Here is a 13767-nt window from a genome sequence, read left to right as displayed (position 1 = left end):
TAAGGTTTCATTTTCAAGATGAGTTGTTTGTCAAAGCCCCGCAAGGCCTAACCGCCACTCCATTTGCGGTCGATTTGGCGCAAAAGATAGCGCCATTTTTAGATGGCTTAGCTACAGTATTAAATGAAAAAACCGAGTTTGCCGCAGCAGAGCTAAGCGGCGCATTAAAAATAGCAGTAGCGCCAATTGTGTTGACCTCTTTATCTGGCGCGCTATTTCAACATCTAAAACTGGTTGCTCCCAATGCCACCATAGAGCTCATCGGGTGGAACAAAGAAACATTAAATGATATCCGTAGCGGCGAGATTTTATTTGGCATCAGTATGGAGCAAAAGCTAATCCAAAGCGTCAGCGCCAGAGCCTTAGTAGAGCTTAATAGCCGGGTTATCGTCAGAAAAGATCATCCCCTAACTCACAGCGAAGTAACGCCAAAAGCGCTAGAGCCATTTGCGATAGCATCCATTCATACTGCGGGGTGGAATGACAATAAAACACTGGCCGCAGATGTAATGAAAGAACAAGGGTTAACACCAACGATAGGTTTTCGCTCTGAGTTCGTGATGGCAGTGGTCGATGTAATAGAACATACCGACTTCTTTATGCCGCACTCCGATTTGTTCCCTCTAAAACGCTTCCCAAATCTAAAAGCGCTTACCCCTATAGTAAACGGAGAGCAAATGTCTTTTACGGTGTTTTGTTATTTTCATACCAAGTACACGAATTCAGCATTGATTTCGTGGCTTGAGCGACAAGTGAGGCTGGTTATTGAACAAGAGCGTATGGAGTAGGGATGAGGAACATAGGCCTGCTTGTTTTAATTTACGCAGACATCAGCGATAGCGAATAAGGCGATTATGACACTACGAGTTGTACCAGAATTGTATTGCTTCGATATGAGCATCAGTAAATCTTATTTTATCGACGTATTAGGCTTCTCGGTGAAGTACGAGCGTCCTGAAGAAGACTTTGCCTACCTTACCTGTGAGGGTGTTGATTTGATGCTAGAAGGTCTCAAAGGAAATAGCCGCAAATGGACTTCGGGCCGTTTAGATTTTCCACTAGGACGAGGCATAAACTTTCAGTGGGATGTGACTGATATAGAGGCACTGTATGGCAACGTTAGAGCAAGGGCCGCGGATTCAATCTATTTGGCTATGGAGTCAAAGGAATATCAATGTGGCCATGCTGTGATCACGCAAAAACAGTTTATTGTTCAAACACCTGACGGTTATTTATTTCGATTTTGTCAGGATGTGGATTAAAGCTTTTCATTATGGTTATCGATGAAACAATGCAGGAGCATAAAGGCATTTTGTACTATTGCTGTTTACCTTATTCATATCCCCTAAATTCTTTACTTCTGAACTCATATCAAATTACCTGAACACATAACAGGTATGCATATTCGATCTTTGATTGCAGGGTATGGCATAGGTATCTTGTGCTCAACAACAAGACCCTAAGCTCTGATTTTGCAAAGAATCTGTATGAGGAAAGATCAAATGAAAACAATCTCTAACATTGTATCTGTTCTAGCATTACTTACTTCAACCAGCGTATTGGCCAATACCGATTGGTACGTTGGTGGCGGCACCTCGCATGGCAGTAACGTTCAAGGTGATACCGCAATTGTTGAGCTCGGATACAATGGTGAGATATTTGGTGGTTCTCTATATGGAGGTAAAGGTGACTCTGTTATCGAGCAAGATACGCCACAATATAACAGTGATGACGGTTACTTTGTCGGTACTGAACTTGAAGCCGGTTGGAAGTTTCACTTAGGCCAAGATTTCACCATCAAACCGTACGCACTAATAGGCTACGAGCTGCAAATTATCGACGAGCAAGCCGCCAAAGATCTACTGGCTAGCGGAACGGTCAGATACGGCGCAGGCGTACATTCAACATGGAAAATGTTTTACCTAGACGTTGAAGTGGCAGAGCATCGATGGGAAGCCGATAAACTTGAAGACCGTTTTGGTGAATATGATGAAAGTGTGGCGACTGTGACTGTCGGTTTTACGTGGTAGCGTCGATGCAAATGAAAATGCACTTTAGATAGTTACTCGTCCAGTTTTCTAGAGCAGCGACTCCTCTTATCAAAGAGGCGTCGCACAAAATCTCTATCTGAAATGGGAGTCGTCAAATATCAACATGTTGATTTACTTGCAAATAACGTTCGCGACTATCAATCCATTCCAAAACTTTATCTACATCTGCTTTCGGCATAAGGCTATCTTGATAGATACATTTGATTTTATTCTTTTGCTTTAACAAAGTCGTTATCAACTTCTGAGCCAACTTTCGGCTCAATCCAATCTTTTCACCAAAATTCAAAAAATCATAACCGGTATAAGTGCAGTGAGAATGTTGGCCACTTGACGCATTGTTGTTGCCTTCTTCCTCAGCCAGTAACGGTAGCGCTAAGCTGTTTTCATTTGCGATATAACCTTTGTAAGGCGCAACTGAAACATAATCATACACTGGTGCGAGCGTAGCCTTTTGGCCTAGAGGGTGTAACAAGCCGAAATTACGAAGATGTAGATCGTTATTACCTAGAAAATAGGCCGCTAAAACACGGTTGAAAAGCTCACGCTTAAACGCAAGGCTTGAATCTATATTTCTAATCATAAACAGACAAGCTTGTTCGTAGCTAATATAGCCTTCGTCATCATTTTTAATCTTGCCGTATTTTTCTGCTACTCCCATAGCACCATCAAGTTGTTCTTGATGAATCACTTCTTTATCAAATAGTCGACGATCGTAACGACGAATTAAAAATGCAACTTCACCGTCAGATAATTCACTTTTAAAGCGCACCAAACCAAATGGTGGCAGATCAAAGCCTAATTGCTTCATAGCGAGCATGGTAGCGTGCTCATTAGCCGCGAGATTTGGGAAATTTTGTGGCGAAGGTTTAAGGATAAATTGCGCTTGATGCTCAACCATGTTTAACAAACCATCTGCATCAAGTGCTAACGATAACTTCGGTTGATAGCCCGATATACTCATGCCTTTCTGTTTTATTGGACCTTCGATTAAAAAGTCTTCACGAGTAAAGGGAAGTTGCATCTTGTTTCGACTAGAACCTAATAGTTCTTTTACTTCTGATCGTAAATATTCATCTTGATAGCGAGTATTGCTATCAAGTAGTGCAAGACTTATTAAGCTTCTATCACTAGGATACATCATCCAGCCTCATTAATTGAACAGCTCCAAGCAGATCATAACCATTGGCGATTAACATACCCAATATGTCACGCTCATCAATTTTCTGTTGTTCAGAGAAACTTCTCTTAAGCCAGCCTTCAGGTGCCAGACTCTGAAAATACGGATGTAGTTGTTCAGTTTCAAATCGGCGTGTACTCACTGGTAAGCTAAGCGATAGAGATTGACCTCGATAGTTTTTGTCATACTCGAACACATAACCAGTTGCACTCTGAGTTAAAACACCACAAAACTCACCGTAAAGTAGCACTTTTACTTTTCGATCCAAATTTTCATCCCTAATTCGTTCGCGACAACTAAAAAATTCTCTAGTGAAGTATTTGCTGGATCTTTCATTATCCTCATCAATGTAGAACGAGATATATCTGTCTGTAATTCTAGATCTTCATAAGAAATGCCTTTCCTTCTCTCTCGTAAATCATTGATAAGTAGTTTTTTATCAAATATTGAATAGGAGGGAACAGGTGAATTTGATGCATCTTCTATATCAGAGAGTATTTCTTCCATATTAGCTGATATGTGCTGTAGTTCTTTACGAAGTTGGAAGAGTTTGGGATTCATATTTTACCTGATGTGTCATATTTGAAAGTAAATACCATTAATATGCACTTTAGTACCATATATCACCAAAGTAAAGCGATGAATGTTTCTTTATGATACTTTTGGTTGCTATTCTGTTTTGTTGTTCCATATATGAATAGTGATGATTTTCAAACCGATGCCGTTCTTTTTGGTTCAATAAATTCGGTTTGTAGTGGCATAGTGAATTTAGCCACCTTTATGTCTGCTGAATTACCCAAGGCAGTCTGAAAAATCAGAATGTGTTTTGATTTGTAATTCGATTTCCCCAAAACTTCTCAGCGCGATCACCTAACGATCCGCACTCTCTCAACTCAGGTCGCAACAGGCCTCTAAATAACTCACCAACCAAACTATCAACTATCGGAAGCCGTTCCGGTTTGAATTGCTAGGGCTTCTGGGTAGCCTCTGTCTCTCGCCAATGCTTTAGCTCGCAGCTCTATCTTCTCTAAGGATAAAGCTGATAAGTATGGATGGGCCTGCTCGATAGTGATTCCAGAACTCATCTCAGGTGCCGTTAAAGTTTGTTCAGCACTACTTAAATCTTGCAACTGTTGCTTAATCTTACGTGCTGCCTGATAGGCTGATGAGGCCTTTACCAGCTCAATCCGTGCATAGTTGTTTTGGGTGAATGAGACATCAGCGACGCGCAGACTTGGATCTTCACCTGGAATTTGCTGAGCACCAAAAAGAGGTTTTCCGCCTACGGTTGCCTTTGAAAATGTGGGGATATGCTGACTCATATGTCCAATGGCATTTTGGGTGCGCTGTTGAATCGCCATTTCAGGCCATCCATGAGTGATTTTGGCCTCAAGCTCTGATGGCAATCGAGGTTGTGAGCTTGGTTCTTCACTTGCTACCAAGCCCTTGTCAAACAAGGTGATAGATTCGGTCATACCGTGGACTTGAAAGTAACCATTACTATACGGGGTTAGCTGCGCCATGCCTTGAGGTGTGCCTCTCTCACCATGGAAAATCACCTCAGGCCAGTGTATGCCACTGCTTTCCCAGTGCGTTATGAATGCAGACTTAAACTCCACGAATCGCTTTTGTGACTGCTTGGTCAGGTCATCTATAGTGCCCGTTTTATACCCTGTGGCATTCACCAGATAATCCACAACGATGTGTTGCTTCTCACCCTGTTTTGGCTGGTAGGTTAAATGCCATTGGTTATTTTCATAGCGCGCCTCTTCCAAGCGACATCCCATCTTCAAATGAGCATGAGGATGATGCTCTAGAGTGAGGGTGACACTGGCTGCAAGACGAAAAACGCTCAGGCCAAATTCTTGAACAACCACAACTGGATACTTGAGCTTATCTAGGTCAACGAATTGAGCAAAGGGAATCATCCAGTCGTCATGACTCGATGGATTGTTGGGTTGCTTGTGGTCACGAAGCGCCTCTAATTGTTCACGGCTGTATTGCGAGTAATACTGGTCCGGCTCGCCTAATACGGCATTTAGAGGGTCTTGTGAGACCAAGGATTGATAGCTTTGTTTGATAACAGAAAGGCGAGGCAGTAGGGCATCTGGCTCATTACTATCAGTAAGTGGCGTTGCAATAACCGTAGGTCGTGCGTTCACGGCATACGGGAAAAGACGCACTGTCTCAATCGACTGCTTAAGTAACGCTGTACATTGCTGTTGAGAGATCTCTCGATAAAGATTACCACCAGCATGAAGATGACAAATGGGTGGACCATTAACTAAGCCATCACTTTGCTCAATCAAAGTGACGTCTATACGCTGTTCAGCAAGATGTAGCGCAGTCGTAGAGCCAGCGATCCCACCACCAATAACCGCAACACGGAGCGAAGTTTGCACTTGTTCAGCCACGAACTATTTATCCTTTATTCCTAATACATACTAATTTGCTTTTAACCAATTAGCTGTTGATCAAACTGTGCATACTCTACAGGCGATAGCCGTTTATTGGAACCATGTCAGGGCGTTACATGGTAAACATCTCTATGTAGTCGCAGACTTTGGGCGCGATCTCTATAGATACAAGTCTTTATCATTTGGAATATGGCTTTCCCTGATTACAGGAGAGCCAATATGATGCTGCGTATACTGAATAAATTCGCTGATAAGTAAGGCCTGTTTTCGGTGCGGATAGATAGCGTAGCAGATGCCTGTATCCATAGCGGAAAGCTTATGATCCGTCAGCAGAGGCACTAGCCTTGTTTCAGAGATCGGCTGATCGAGATTAAACCAGTCGATCAGCGCATAATCTGAGCCTCCTTTTAGCGCTCCCGCAATAGTGCGCACATCACTGATCTTATAGTTGCTCTGCATTCTAAAGGTGACCATATTGCTTTTAAGATCTCTCCTATGCAAAAAACAAGACCTGACCCCGTTTTCTTTTCAGTTAACAACTTTATAAATAGTCATGTTGTGGTTCGCTCAACCAACAACTTTCGCAACTTACGGTAGTTCCCATTCACTTCTGGTGTTGTTACCGTACATTTTTTCAAACTCGGGGATATTTGACTCCCAACATGGCGTTCCTTCACCAATATGTTCTTTCACTGCATCAAGGAACAAGCGTGTACGCATTGGCATTTCACGATGTGGGTAGACTGCGTAGAACGAGCTATAAGAGGCCAACTTGATATCAGTCATTATGGGAACCAATTTACCTGACAATACTTCATCTTGGATATGAACCGAAGGGATCTTACAGTAAAGTCGACCTGCTAGTGCCATTTGAACAACAAAATCAATATCACTTCCAAAATAAATACAATTCATTGGTATTGTTTGTATATGCTTTTGATTATCAATATATTTTATTTGAGTGACCCGAAAAGTTTCTGTTGCAAATCCCCCTGCAGGTAATCGTTCTAAATCTTCAATAGATTGGGGTTCACCGTATTTACTCAGAAAATCAGGTGAAGCAACTAATACCGAGCGGTTTCTAGCTAAGTGGCGAGCAACCATTGACGAATCTTGAAGTTGGCCTGCTCTAAAAGCAATATCAAAGCCTTCTCCAATAACATCGACAATGCGGTTGTTTGTGTGAAGCTCAATAATCACTTCAGGGTAGCGTTCTTGAAATTCTGCAATCACAGGTTGCAGTATATTTTTAGCTAATGAGGTGATAGCTGTTATTTTTATGAGCCCTTTGGGCTCCGTATGATAATTTTGCGCGACCTGAATGGTATTTCTTAAACTGTCACGTAATACTTCAGCTCTTCGTTTTACTTCCACACCAGCAACAGTCAGCGAAAGTGTTCTAGGCGAACGATTTAATAATCTGACTTCAAGTTCTTTTTCAAGCTTTGAGGGCTGCTTTGAAACCACTGAGCGATCAATATTACGAAGTTCGGCAGCTTTTCCGTAAGAACCTTGCTCTGCAACATCAAGAAATAAGAGTAGTCGACTTGTGATATCCATTTTATTCCTCTCAAAATCTACGATGCCAATTTGGCACTATAATAGTGCCATTCTATGTCTATTTAAGCATCAATAGTATCCGTATTATTATCGATACACAACGGCATAAAGAGTGAGATCAATTATGGAATCAGTAACACCAAAGAACGAATTTACTTCCACTGTAGGTACTGCAAGCAATGCGCATGAAAAAAGTATTTTGCCATCTAATCCTGAAGGTTACGAAGGAAACATAGCGGTTTGTACTGTATTAACTGTCATAAGTGCAATGGAGGTTGAAACCGATAATATGTGGGATAGGCACAAACAATGGCTAAAAACCACACATGGTCCTTGGGGTTTGATTTCATATACGATTGCAAAGCATAAAGAACTAAAACATCCTTTAGATCCTAAAAATAATGACACTACAGATCGAATCGTATATGTGATCCACGAAATATATAAGAACATCGACGGGCTTAAAAAACACTACGCCGAGTGTATGCAGGGTCACTATGTGGAAGATTTTATTAGAATCTGCTCTGCTGAGGGTAATTCTTTAACCGTGCTCCAAGGTTCAGCCATTACTCATTCACTGCTTCCAAAAGATTGCGATTTTCCGATCATGTTTAATTCATAAAGATTGATAGTTGCTCAGTGAGTGACCGGTTGTGATGAAAAAGAGTGAAGCTCAACCCCAGAGTCGTTAAATGAATTTCGGAGTGAGTCTACAGAGCTCAGTATTGCTTGTTTGGTTTCTTTAGGTGAATCCCTAGATATATCCACATTATCTAGGGATTTTAGAATTTGAGAAATAATGGGCGCACTTCGCCTGATGGCAATAGGACGAGATTTGGTTTTTAGACTGAATTTAAAGTCGAACGGATAGCCTTGCTGTACAAGTGCTTTGGGGGTACAAACGCGGACGAAATAGACGTAATGACGACTTTTATATAGATACATTGACTCACCAGAGCGTTTTCAGGGACTCAGAAACGGAAAAGCCCCTGATAAATCAGGGCTTTAAATGTGGTGGAGAGATAGGAGTTTGAACCCAAAGGTCACTCTTAAAAAGCACTGTAATTACAATTGTTTACGACTGATTTCAAAAATCAAAGTAGTGTATTTGTCAAGTACATATTAAAGGTCATTTTTTGCGGATTTGCCAAAAAATTTAGTAGTCATTTACAACCGATCCACATTGATACTTGCGATAAGCTTGCCTTGTCGCAAAACAATGGTAACCCGCAGCTCATATTGCACTTTTTCTCCGAAAAAGATGCAATATGAGCTGCGGGCAAGAGAAGCCTCTCTTGACTCTCTAGATTCTTCGAGCCCTTAAGAAGGTGTGGTATGAAGACAATCCGATTCTTTCATCGTCGAGTTAACTACAACTTCGCAGAATAGAGCAAAATGTATAGTAAAAATGCCATGCATCGCGAAGCACTCTTAAACAGGTTTGTTAGGCACCGTTTACAAACAACTCATTAATTGCTGTATGTATTTAGGCTCGAAACTGCTCTTTATCATCTTTGGACGGCGTATTATCAACCTTAATTTCAGGTGCTTCGCATTTTAAAGTTTCTGCGTTGATGCGCCCTAGCAGACCAAGAATAGCGGCAGTGAAATGCTCTCTCGGAGATATCGTTGATTCATGATAAGACAGAGATAGCCCCTTACACTGATCTGGTATTTTTTCTGAATTGAAATCCATAGGAGTTGCGACATGAGCGAACTGATTTCGAATCTTTTTTATGACGTTCAAGTCAGTTTTTCAGCTTTTGATATTTTGCCCAAATAATACGCCATATTTATTCTTGCAGAGAATGTTGAAAGTGGCGCAGTACCGTCAAACAACTCTTTCTCGATTTTTTTGTCCGTAGCAAGAGCACAGTACAAAAGATCAGACAGTGCAGAATCAATATATGATGTCGCATACAATGCACAACCTCTATCTGATTCTTTTGCTAGCTCACTTCTCAAAGCTTTTCTCTTTTCAACTAATTGTTTTAGGTATTCTTCTGAATTCATATCAATCTTCGTACGTTAAATTACTTTGGTGCCTAACGTCCTGCTAAATGGCAAAAACGTTTGGCGTAAAATTTCGCTTGAAAGCGATAATGCCGAGCGTTTTTGTCCCTTTAAGCAGTTTGTTAACAGTATGCTTTCACCTTACTCTTCGACAATCATATGAATATCTATAAAGGAGCTGAGTGTAGACTTTTTGCGTCGATATTTGTTGATAGCATGATTGCTATTGGTTTTATCTTTCGGAGGTACTGGTATCTCTGGTAATTCTTGAACCAAATATTTGCACTCTTTAGCGACTAAGTTGCGGTCATTTAAGTCACAGATGTTGTCCATTAATCTTGATAGTTCATCTTGAACATCATCAACTTTTTCAACAATGTCGGAAGCAAGCATCGCGCCGTTTGCGCCACTTTTAATTCTTTCTAGCTGATTCAATACCTTATGAACAGAGCCAATTATTCCAGTCCTAGCTTCAACCCGAATGACATCATGGTGTTTCGCTTTGGTTTGATACAAAGACTCCGATATGATTGCATCTGACAACCACTTTGAATCCGAATAGAGCAGTTGAAGACCTTCTCTAAAATCTTTGTATGAGCTAATGCCTTGTAGTAGAAGCATTAATGTACCGATAACAGTTACTCGTGTTTTAATCGACCCTTCTTCAAACTCAATATTTATATCAAGCCCTTCGGATAAAAAAAACTCTGTACGACTTAACGCAAAAGCTCTTATGCTTTCTTTGAACGCTTCAAGCTGTTCTTTAGTTTCAATTCCCGATGGTTCAACATGAATATACGCCTGACTAAGAATGTTTTTATTTATGTAATCAGCCACGAAACTTCCTCAATACTTTTAACATTGTTAATAACAGGCCTGCTCGTTTTTCTGTTTGCTTAATTTTCATTAAAGGTACCATAACCCAATGAAATATAATGTATATATATCACCTTTCGCACTCTGCATTTACGTAAAAATGAGCTTGCGTGTTATCACTTTTTAACAATACTCATTATCTTAGAGGTGAATAGTGCTAATCCTATGCTTAACAATAACTTACTAAATATTCTACTGACAAAATGAGACTGGACTCTAGATAAAACAAGCCATTTTTATACAACGGGATTCAAGCTCCTTCATTATTGGCTCCAGCGAAGCATAATGATGTATTAGGAAGCTAAGCGGTACTTCTCTTGCTCGCTGTTATTGTTCATCTTTATCGCTAGAAAAGTGTAAATATTTAGAATGTTTGTTCAAGGAGGGTGACTATATGAGCGCAAGATCACCAAGCTCGAACTTCGTTATTGCCTCGACTAGATGTTTATATTGGAGTGCTTTGTCGTATCAACCAAAAGTCATTGATTAGTGTTTATGTCCAACGATCTGCGCCACTACATGTTCTTCAACATATCGATAAAAGTATGACGAAAAGAGTAAGCGGTTGCTCGCTCACCAGCCCTATATCCCGTAGCATTAAGCCTCTGACTGCTTCCTAGGTTGGTAAATTTGATTGTTGGCTGTTCGGAGTCCAGATTGATGTCTCTTACGTTCAACTGGTATACCTCAGAAGGTCGGCATCCATAAAAGATCATCAAGAAGGTGATCCATTTTAAACCGCTCTGATTGTTTCTTGTAATGCGAAGTGGCAGTGGCATTCCATGCGCCGCACCAAGGCGACACTGATCCAAAACATTCGGGCTGTGCAATTATTGTTTGGCCATGGGAAGTTGGATAATACCATTCATTATCTAAGCGTAGAAATAGGACGCTCTGAACATCTCTGAGGGGATAGAGTTACAGTTATCTTGTCGTATTTTTTATATAGAGGTCATTTTTAACTGTATTAACATAAATACCTATAAAACAATGTTTTATGGTATTCATTACTTTTTGTATTGCCGTATTTTATTATTTGAGTATGCCGTATTTCTTCCTGTCATAATAAGGTTGCGTTATACTAGCAACACTTATGAAAGTTAGGAGGTTCAAATGACAGCAGTTGATCGTGTTTTTCAAAAGATAAAGCGCTCCAGACGCTATGTTTTTGAGCGTAAAGACTTTGATGGTTTTGCTAGCTACGATCAAATCGGTCGTGCATTAAGGCAACTGGTTAAGCAAGGCGAGTTAATAAAACTTGGTTATGGACTGTACACCAAAGCCCGCATTAACAGCCTAACCGGAAGACCGATGCCCACGAACCCAGGCGGAAGTGATGCCCTGATGCGTGAGATATTAAAGATGAAAGGTGTCGATTTTGAAATGGACAGCCTATCTTTGCAAAGCTTATCAGGAGAAAGTACCCAAATCCCATCCTCTGTTCAATACTCATGGAACCCCAAACAGTTTAATCGCAAATTGGCTGTCGGTAACCGGGTATTAAACTCGCCGAGTTAATATGGAAAAATTAAAACAACAATTTCTTGAGGCTTCCGATGCACTTGAACTCGGAAACCCAGCCATTATTGAAAAAGATTACTGGGTCGTTGCGCTACTGTCTGATCTAGCTGAAATGAAGCCTAATTCTCATCAAATGGTCTTTTCTGGCGGGACTGCTCTAGCAAAGTCCAATGTTAAAATTCTTAGAATGTCAGAAGACGTAGACATTAAACTGATACCGAAACCAGCGTTTGATGAGTTAAGTCGCGCCAAAAAGAAAGCGGCTCGTAAGGTATGCATTAAAGAGGTTGAGCAAGTGATCACTCGATCAGAGCGTTTCACCGTTGAGTCGCGAATAGTTCGTGATGAGTATCGCTATGTTGAACTTGAACTCAGGTACCCTCAGCAGTTTAGTCAAGCACCATGTCTTCGCCCCATTATTAAGCTGGAATTGATGGAGACTATCCCATTACTTGATGTAGAAGCTCGCAGCATTCAATCATTGGTTTCGGAGTTATATAAACAACCACAAGAAGTGGAGGTGTTTGATTGCGTCTCGACCCATGCAACCTTGGTTGAAAAAGTGATTTCAATGTTGCGCCGTACCATGTCAGTTAAGCGAAATGCACAGCGTAAGGATGACGCCACGTTAGTACGACATATCTATGATGTTTACTGCATTTTGAAGGCTGAGGAACTGACTGATCACCTCGTTCTGAAAACACTAACACCGTTATTTAAAACGGTGTTGGAAGAAGATGTTGAGCGTTTTGGTAATCAGCATGCAGAGTTCGTCTCCCATCCTAAACAAGAGCTACAGCTCGGGCTGAAAGAGCTTGAAGAAAACCCAGTTTTTCGACAACGCTTTCAAGACTTTGTTACCCCTATGGTGTTTAACACTGAGCCTCATGATTTTGATACCTGCTTTGTCTCTTTCAAACACGTAGCAGAATCGCTAATTAAAACAATATAATCTATTTGAGTATCATTTCATGCCGCATTCATCAATCAAGATGAGATCAACAAAGCCGTATGGGAGAGTAGGTTTTTAATCTGTTTACTAGACCATTTTTCTCTTTGTTCAGATGCAAATTTCTCAGATTTAAACGTAACAGTTAACCCCTCAAAAGGGTTTCGAGGAAAGTGTTGTTTTAGAGTGAGCCATTTCAAAAATTGTTTTGCTGCCCCCCAAAAGTCCTTCTTGGTTTTGGCGCTTTTATCCCATGACTGTAGGTTGCTCCCAAACTCCATCAAATCCGAAGCGGTGATCTGAGTAATACTGATTTTTTTATTTTTGAAGTAATCAAGGAAATAAAGGGTTCGTTTGTTTAACTGATGGACGGTTAGGTGTGTGATCCGCGCTTTTTGTTTCGACGTGATGAATTCTTCTTGCCAACGATACCCTTGAGCAAAGTTTCGTTTAATTGATTTGACGGTTTGTTGCTTTGTATCTGCTTGAGATGAAAAAGAGTGAAGCTCAACCCCAGAGTCGTTAAATGAATTTCGGAGTGAGTCTACAGGGCTCAGTATTGCTTGTTTGGTTTCTTTAGGTGAATCCCTAGATATATCCACATTATCTAGGGATTTTAGAATTTGAGAAATAATGGGCGCACTTCGCCTGATGGCAATAGGACGAGATTTGGTTTTTAGACTGAATTTAAAGTCGAACGGATAGCCTTGCTGTACAAGTGCTTTGGGGGTACAAACGCGGACGAAATAGACGTAATGACGACTTTTATATAGATACATTGACTCACCTGATTGACTCACCAGAGCGTTTTCAGGGACTCAGAAACGGAAAAATCCCTGATAAATCAGGGCGTTAAATGTGGCGGAGAGATAGGGATTTGAACCCTAGAACCGCTATTAACGGTTGCCGGTTTTCAAGACCGGTGCTTTCGACCACTCAGCCATCTCTCCGTGTGGCGCTAATATTATAAAGCTTGAGAAAGGTTGTAAAGTACTAAGTTGTTCGTTTGCTTGGTTTTTAAGCATATTTAGTTATTTAATTTGGGGTGGGTCGTATTTGATGTGATCTGGGGCATTTCTGGGGATATTTCGCTGTTCTTTGTAGGCTTAAACTTATGTAACGACAACAAAAAAGAGAGCCGAAGCTCTCTTTTAAATACTCTCTTTTAAATAGTAGCGTTGTTAGGTTTGCAACCTGCTTACA

Annotated in this window: 18 protein-coding genes, 1 tRNA gene and 1 pseudogene; 7 read left to right on the top strand and 13 right to left on the bottom strand. The window is 40.8% G+C overall.

Annotation, left to right across the window (positions count from 1 at the left end; translation table 11 throughout):
* Positions 1-23 precede the first annotated feature (23 nt).
* The 3 genes from VHA01S_RS02740 (at position 24) to VHA01S_RS02730 (ending at position 2030) form a co-directional block, all read left to right on the top strand.
* Complete coding sequence (locus VHA01S_RS02740) at positions 24-788, top strand: LysR substrate-binding domain-containing protein (protein WP_023402818.1); 765 nt, start codon at positions 24-26, stop codon at positions 786-788.
* Between the two features lie 66 nt (positions 789-854).
* On the top strand, positions 855-1262 hold the full coding sequence (locus VHA01S_RS02735; RefSeq protein ID WP_023402817.1) for a bleomycin resistance protein: 408 nt from the start codon (positions 855-857) through the stop codon (positions 1260-1262).
* A gap of 240 nt (positions 1263-1502) precedes the next feature.
* The gene (locus VHA01S_RS02730) at positions 1503-2030 is read left to right on the top strand and encodes a hypothetical protein (RefSeq protein ID WP_023402816.1); all 528 of its coding nucleotides are present in this window, start codon (positions 1503-1505) and stop codon (positions 2028-2030) included.
* Positions 2031-2142: 112 nt separating this feature from the next.
* Here the strand turns inward: VHA01S_RS02730 and VHA01S_RS02725 are convergent, their stop codons facing one another.
* From VHA01S_RS02725 to VHA01S_RS02700, 6 genes are all read right to left on the bottom strand, one after another.
* Entirely contained in the window at positions 2143-3192 is a 1050-nt protein-coding gene (locus VHA01S_RS02725; RefSeq protein WP_023402815.1) for a type II toxin-antitoxin system HipA family toxin, read from the bottom strand.
* A complete protein-coding gene (locus tag VHA01S_RS02720) occupies positions 3179-3496 on the bottom strand; it encodes a HipA N-terminal domain-containing protein (protein WP_023402814.1) in 318 nt (105 codons plus the stop codon). The genes VHA01S_RS02725 and VHA01S_RS02720 overlap by 14 nt, the downstream gene beginning before the upstream one ends.
* Positions 3481-3789, bottom strand: coding sequence for a helix-turn-helix domain-containing protein (locus VHA01S_RS02715; RefSeq protein WP_023402813.1), 309 nt, complete (start codon positions 3787-3789; stop codon positions 3481-3483). The genes VHA01S_RS02720 and VHA01S_RS02715 overlap by 16 nt, the downstream gene beginning before the upstream one ends.
* A 374-nt stretch (positions 3790-4163) precedes the next feature.
* Positions 4164-5642: an FAD-dependent oxidoreductase gene (locus VHA01S_RS02710; RefSeq protein WP_023402812.1), complete on the bottom strand. Its 1479-nt coding sequence runs from the start codon at positions 5640-5642 to the stop codon at positions 4164-4166.
* 162 nt (positions 5643-5804) lie between these two features.
* Positions 5805-6104, bottom strand: coding sequence for a hypothetical protein (locus VHA01S_RS02705; RefSeq protein WP_039970025.1), 300 nt, complete (start codon positions 6102-6104; stop codon positions 5805-5807).
* Between the two features lie 129 nt (positions 6105-6233).
* Complete coding sequence (locus VHA01S_RS02700) at positions 6234-7205, bottom strand: LysR family transcriptional regulator (protein ID WP_023402810.1); 972 nt, start codon at positions 7203-7205, stop codon at positions 6234-6236.
* Positions 7206-7329: 124 nt separating this feature from the next.
* Here VHA01S_RS02700 and VHA01S_RS02695 point away from each other — a divergent pair, with 124 nt between their 5' ends.
* A complete protein-coding gene (locus VHA01S_RS02695) occupies positions 7330-7827 on the top strand; it encodes a hypothetical protein (RefSeq protein ID WP_023402809.1) in 498 nt (165 codons plus the stop codon).
* A gap of 14 nt (positions 7828-7841) precedes the next feature.
* Here the strand turns inward: VHA01S_RS02695 and VHA01S_RS18290 are convergent, their stop codons facing one another.
* The 5 genes from VHA01S_RS18290 to VHA01S_RS18285 all read right to left on the bottom strand — a co-directional run bounded on the left by VHA01S_RS18290 (position 7842) and on the right by VHA01S_RS18285 (position 10873).
* Positions 7842-8150 carry a hypothetical protein gene (locus tag VHA01S_RS18290; protein WP_174375511.1) on the bottom strand — a complete coding sequence of 103 codons (309 nt, stop codon included), beginning with the start codon at positions 8148-8150 and terminating at the stop codon, positions 7842-7844.
* A 541-nt stretch (positions 8151-8691) separates the two neighbouring features.
* Entirely contained in the window at positions 8692-8901 is a 210-nt protein-coding gene (locus tag VHA01S_RS02690; RefSeq protein WP_156916958.1) for a hypothetical protein, read from the bottom strand.
* A 47-nt stretch (positions 8902-8948) separates the two neighbouring features.
* Entirely contained in the window at positions 8949-9218 is a 270-nt protein-coding gene (locus VHA01S_RS02685; RefSeq protein WP_023402807.1) for a hypothetical protein, read from the bottom strand.
* Positions 9219-9359: 141 nt separating this feature from the next.
* Positions 9360-10055: a hypothetical protein gene (locus VHA01S_RS02680; RefSeq protein ID WP_023402806.1), complete on the bottom strand. Its 696-nt coding sequence runs from the start codon at positions 10053-10055 to the stop codon at positions 9360-9362.
* Positions 10056-10609: 554 nt separating this feature from the next.
* Entirely contained in the window at positions 10610-10873 is a 264-nt protein-coding gene (locus tag VHA01S_RS18285; RefSeq protein WP_156916957.1) for a site-specific integrase, read from the bottom strand.
* Here VHA01S_RS18285 and VHA01S_RS18525 point away from each other — a divergent pair.
* The 3 genes and pseudogenes from VHA01S_RS18525 to VHA01S_RS02670 all read left to right on the top strand — a co-directional run.
* Positions 10871-11012 (top strand): annotated as a pseudogene (locus VHA01S_RS18525) (integrase); the annotation flags it as partial. The gene VHA01S_RS18285 and the pseudogene VHA01S_RS18525 sit on opposite strands and share 3 nt — an antisense overlap.
* A gap of 195 nt (positions 11013-11207) precedes the next feature.
* Entirely contained in the window at positions 11208-11612 is a 405-nt protein-coding gene (locus VHA01S_RS02675) for a DUF6088 family protein (RefSeq protein ID WP_023402805.1), read from the top strand.
* Position 11613: 1 nt separating this feature from the next.
* A complete protein-coding gene (locus VHA01S_RS02670; protein WP_023402804.1) occupies positions 11614-12567 on the top strand; it encodes a nucleotidyl transferase AbiEii/AbiGii toxin family protein in 954 nt (317 codons plus the stop codon).
* Positions 12568-12602: 35 nt separating this feature from the next.
* Here the strand turns inward: VHA01S_RS02670 and VHA01S_RS02665 are convergent, their stop codons facing one another.
* The gene (locus tag VHA01S_RS02665) at positions 12603-13343 is read right to left on the bottom strand and encodes a site-specific integrase (protein WP_023402803.1); all 741 of its coding nucleotides are present in this window, start codon (positions 13341-13343) and stop codon (positions 12603-12605) included.
* Between the two features lie 80 nt (positions 13344-13423).
* Positions 13424-13514, bottom strand: a tRNA-Ser gene (locus tag VHA01S_RS02660).
* Between the last annotated feature and the right edge of the window lie 253 nt (positions 13515-13767).

It is taken from the genome of Vibrio halioticoli NBRC 102217 (assembly GCF_000496695.1).
GTDB classification, from domain to species: domain Bacteria; phylum Pseudomonadota; class Gammaproteobacteria; order Enterobacterales; family Vibrionaceae; genus Vibrio; species Vibrio halioticoli.
The sequence above is the reverse complement of the archived record's forward strand: the minus strand, read 5'-3'. Positions and strand labels throughout refer to the sequence as shown.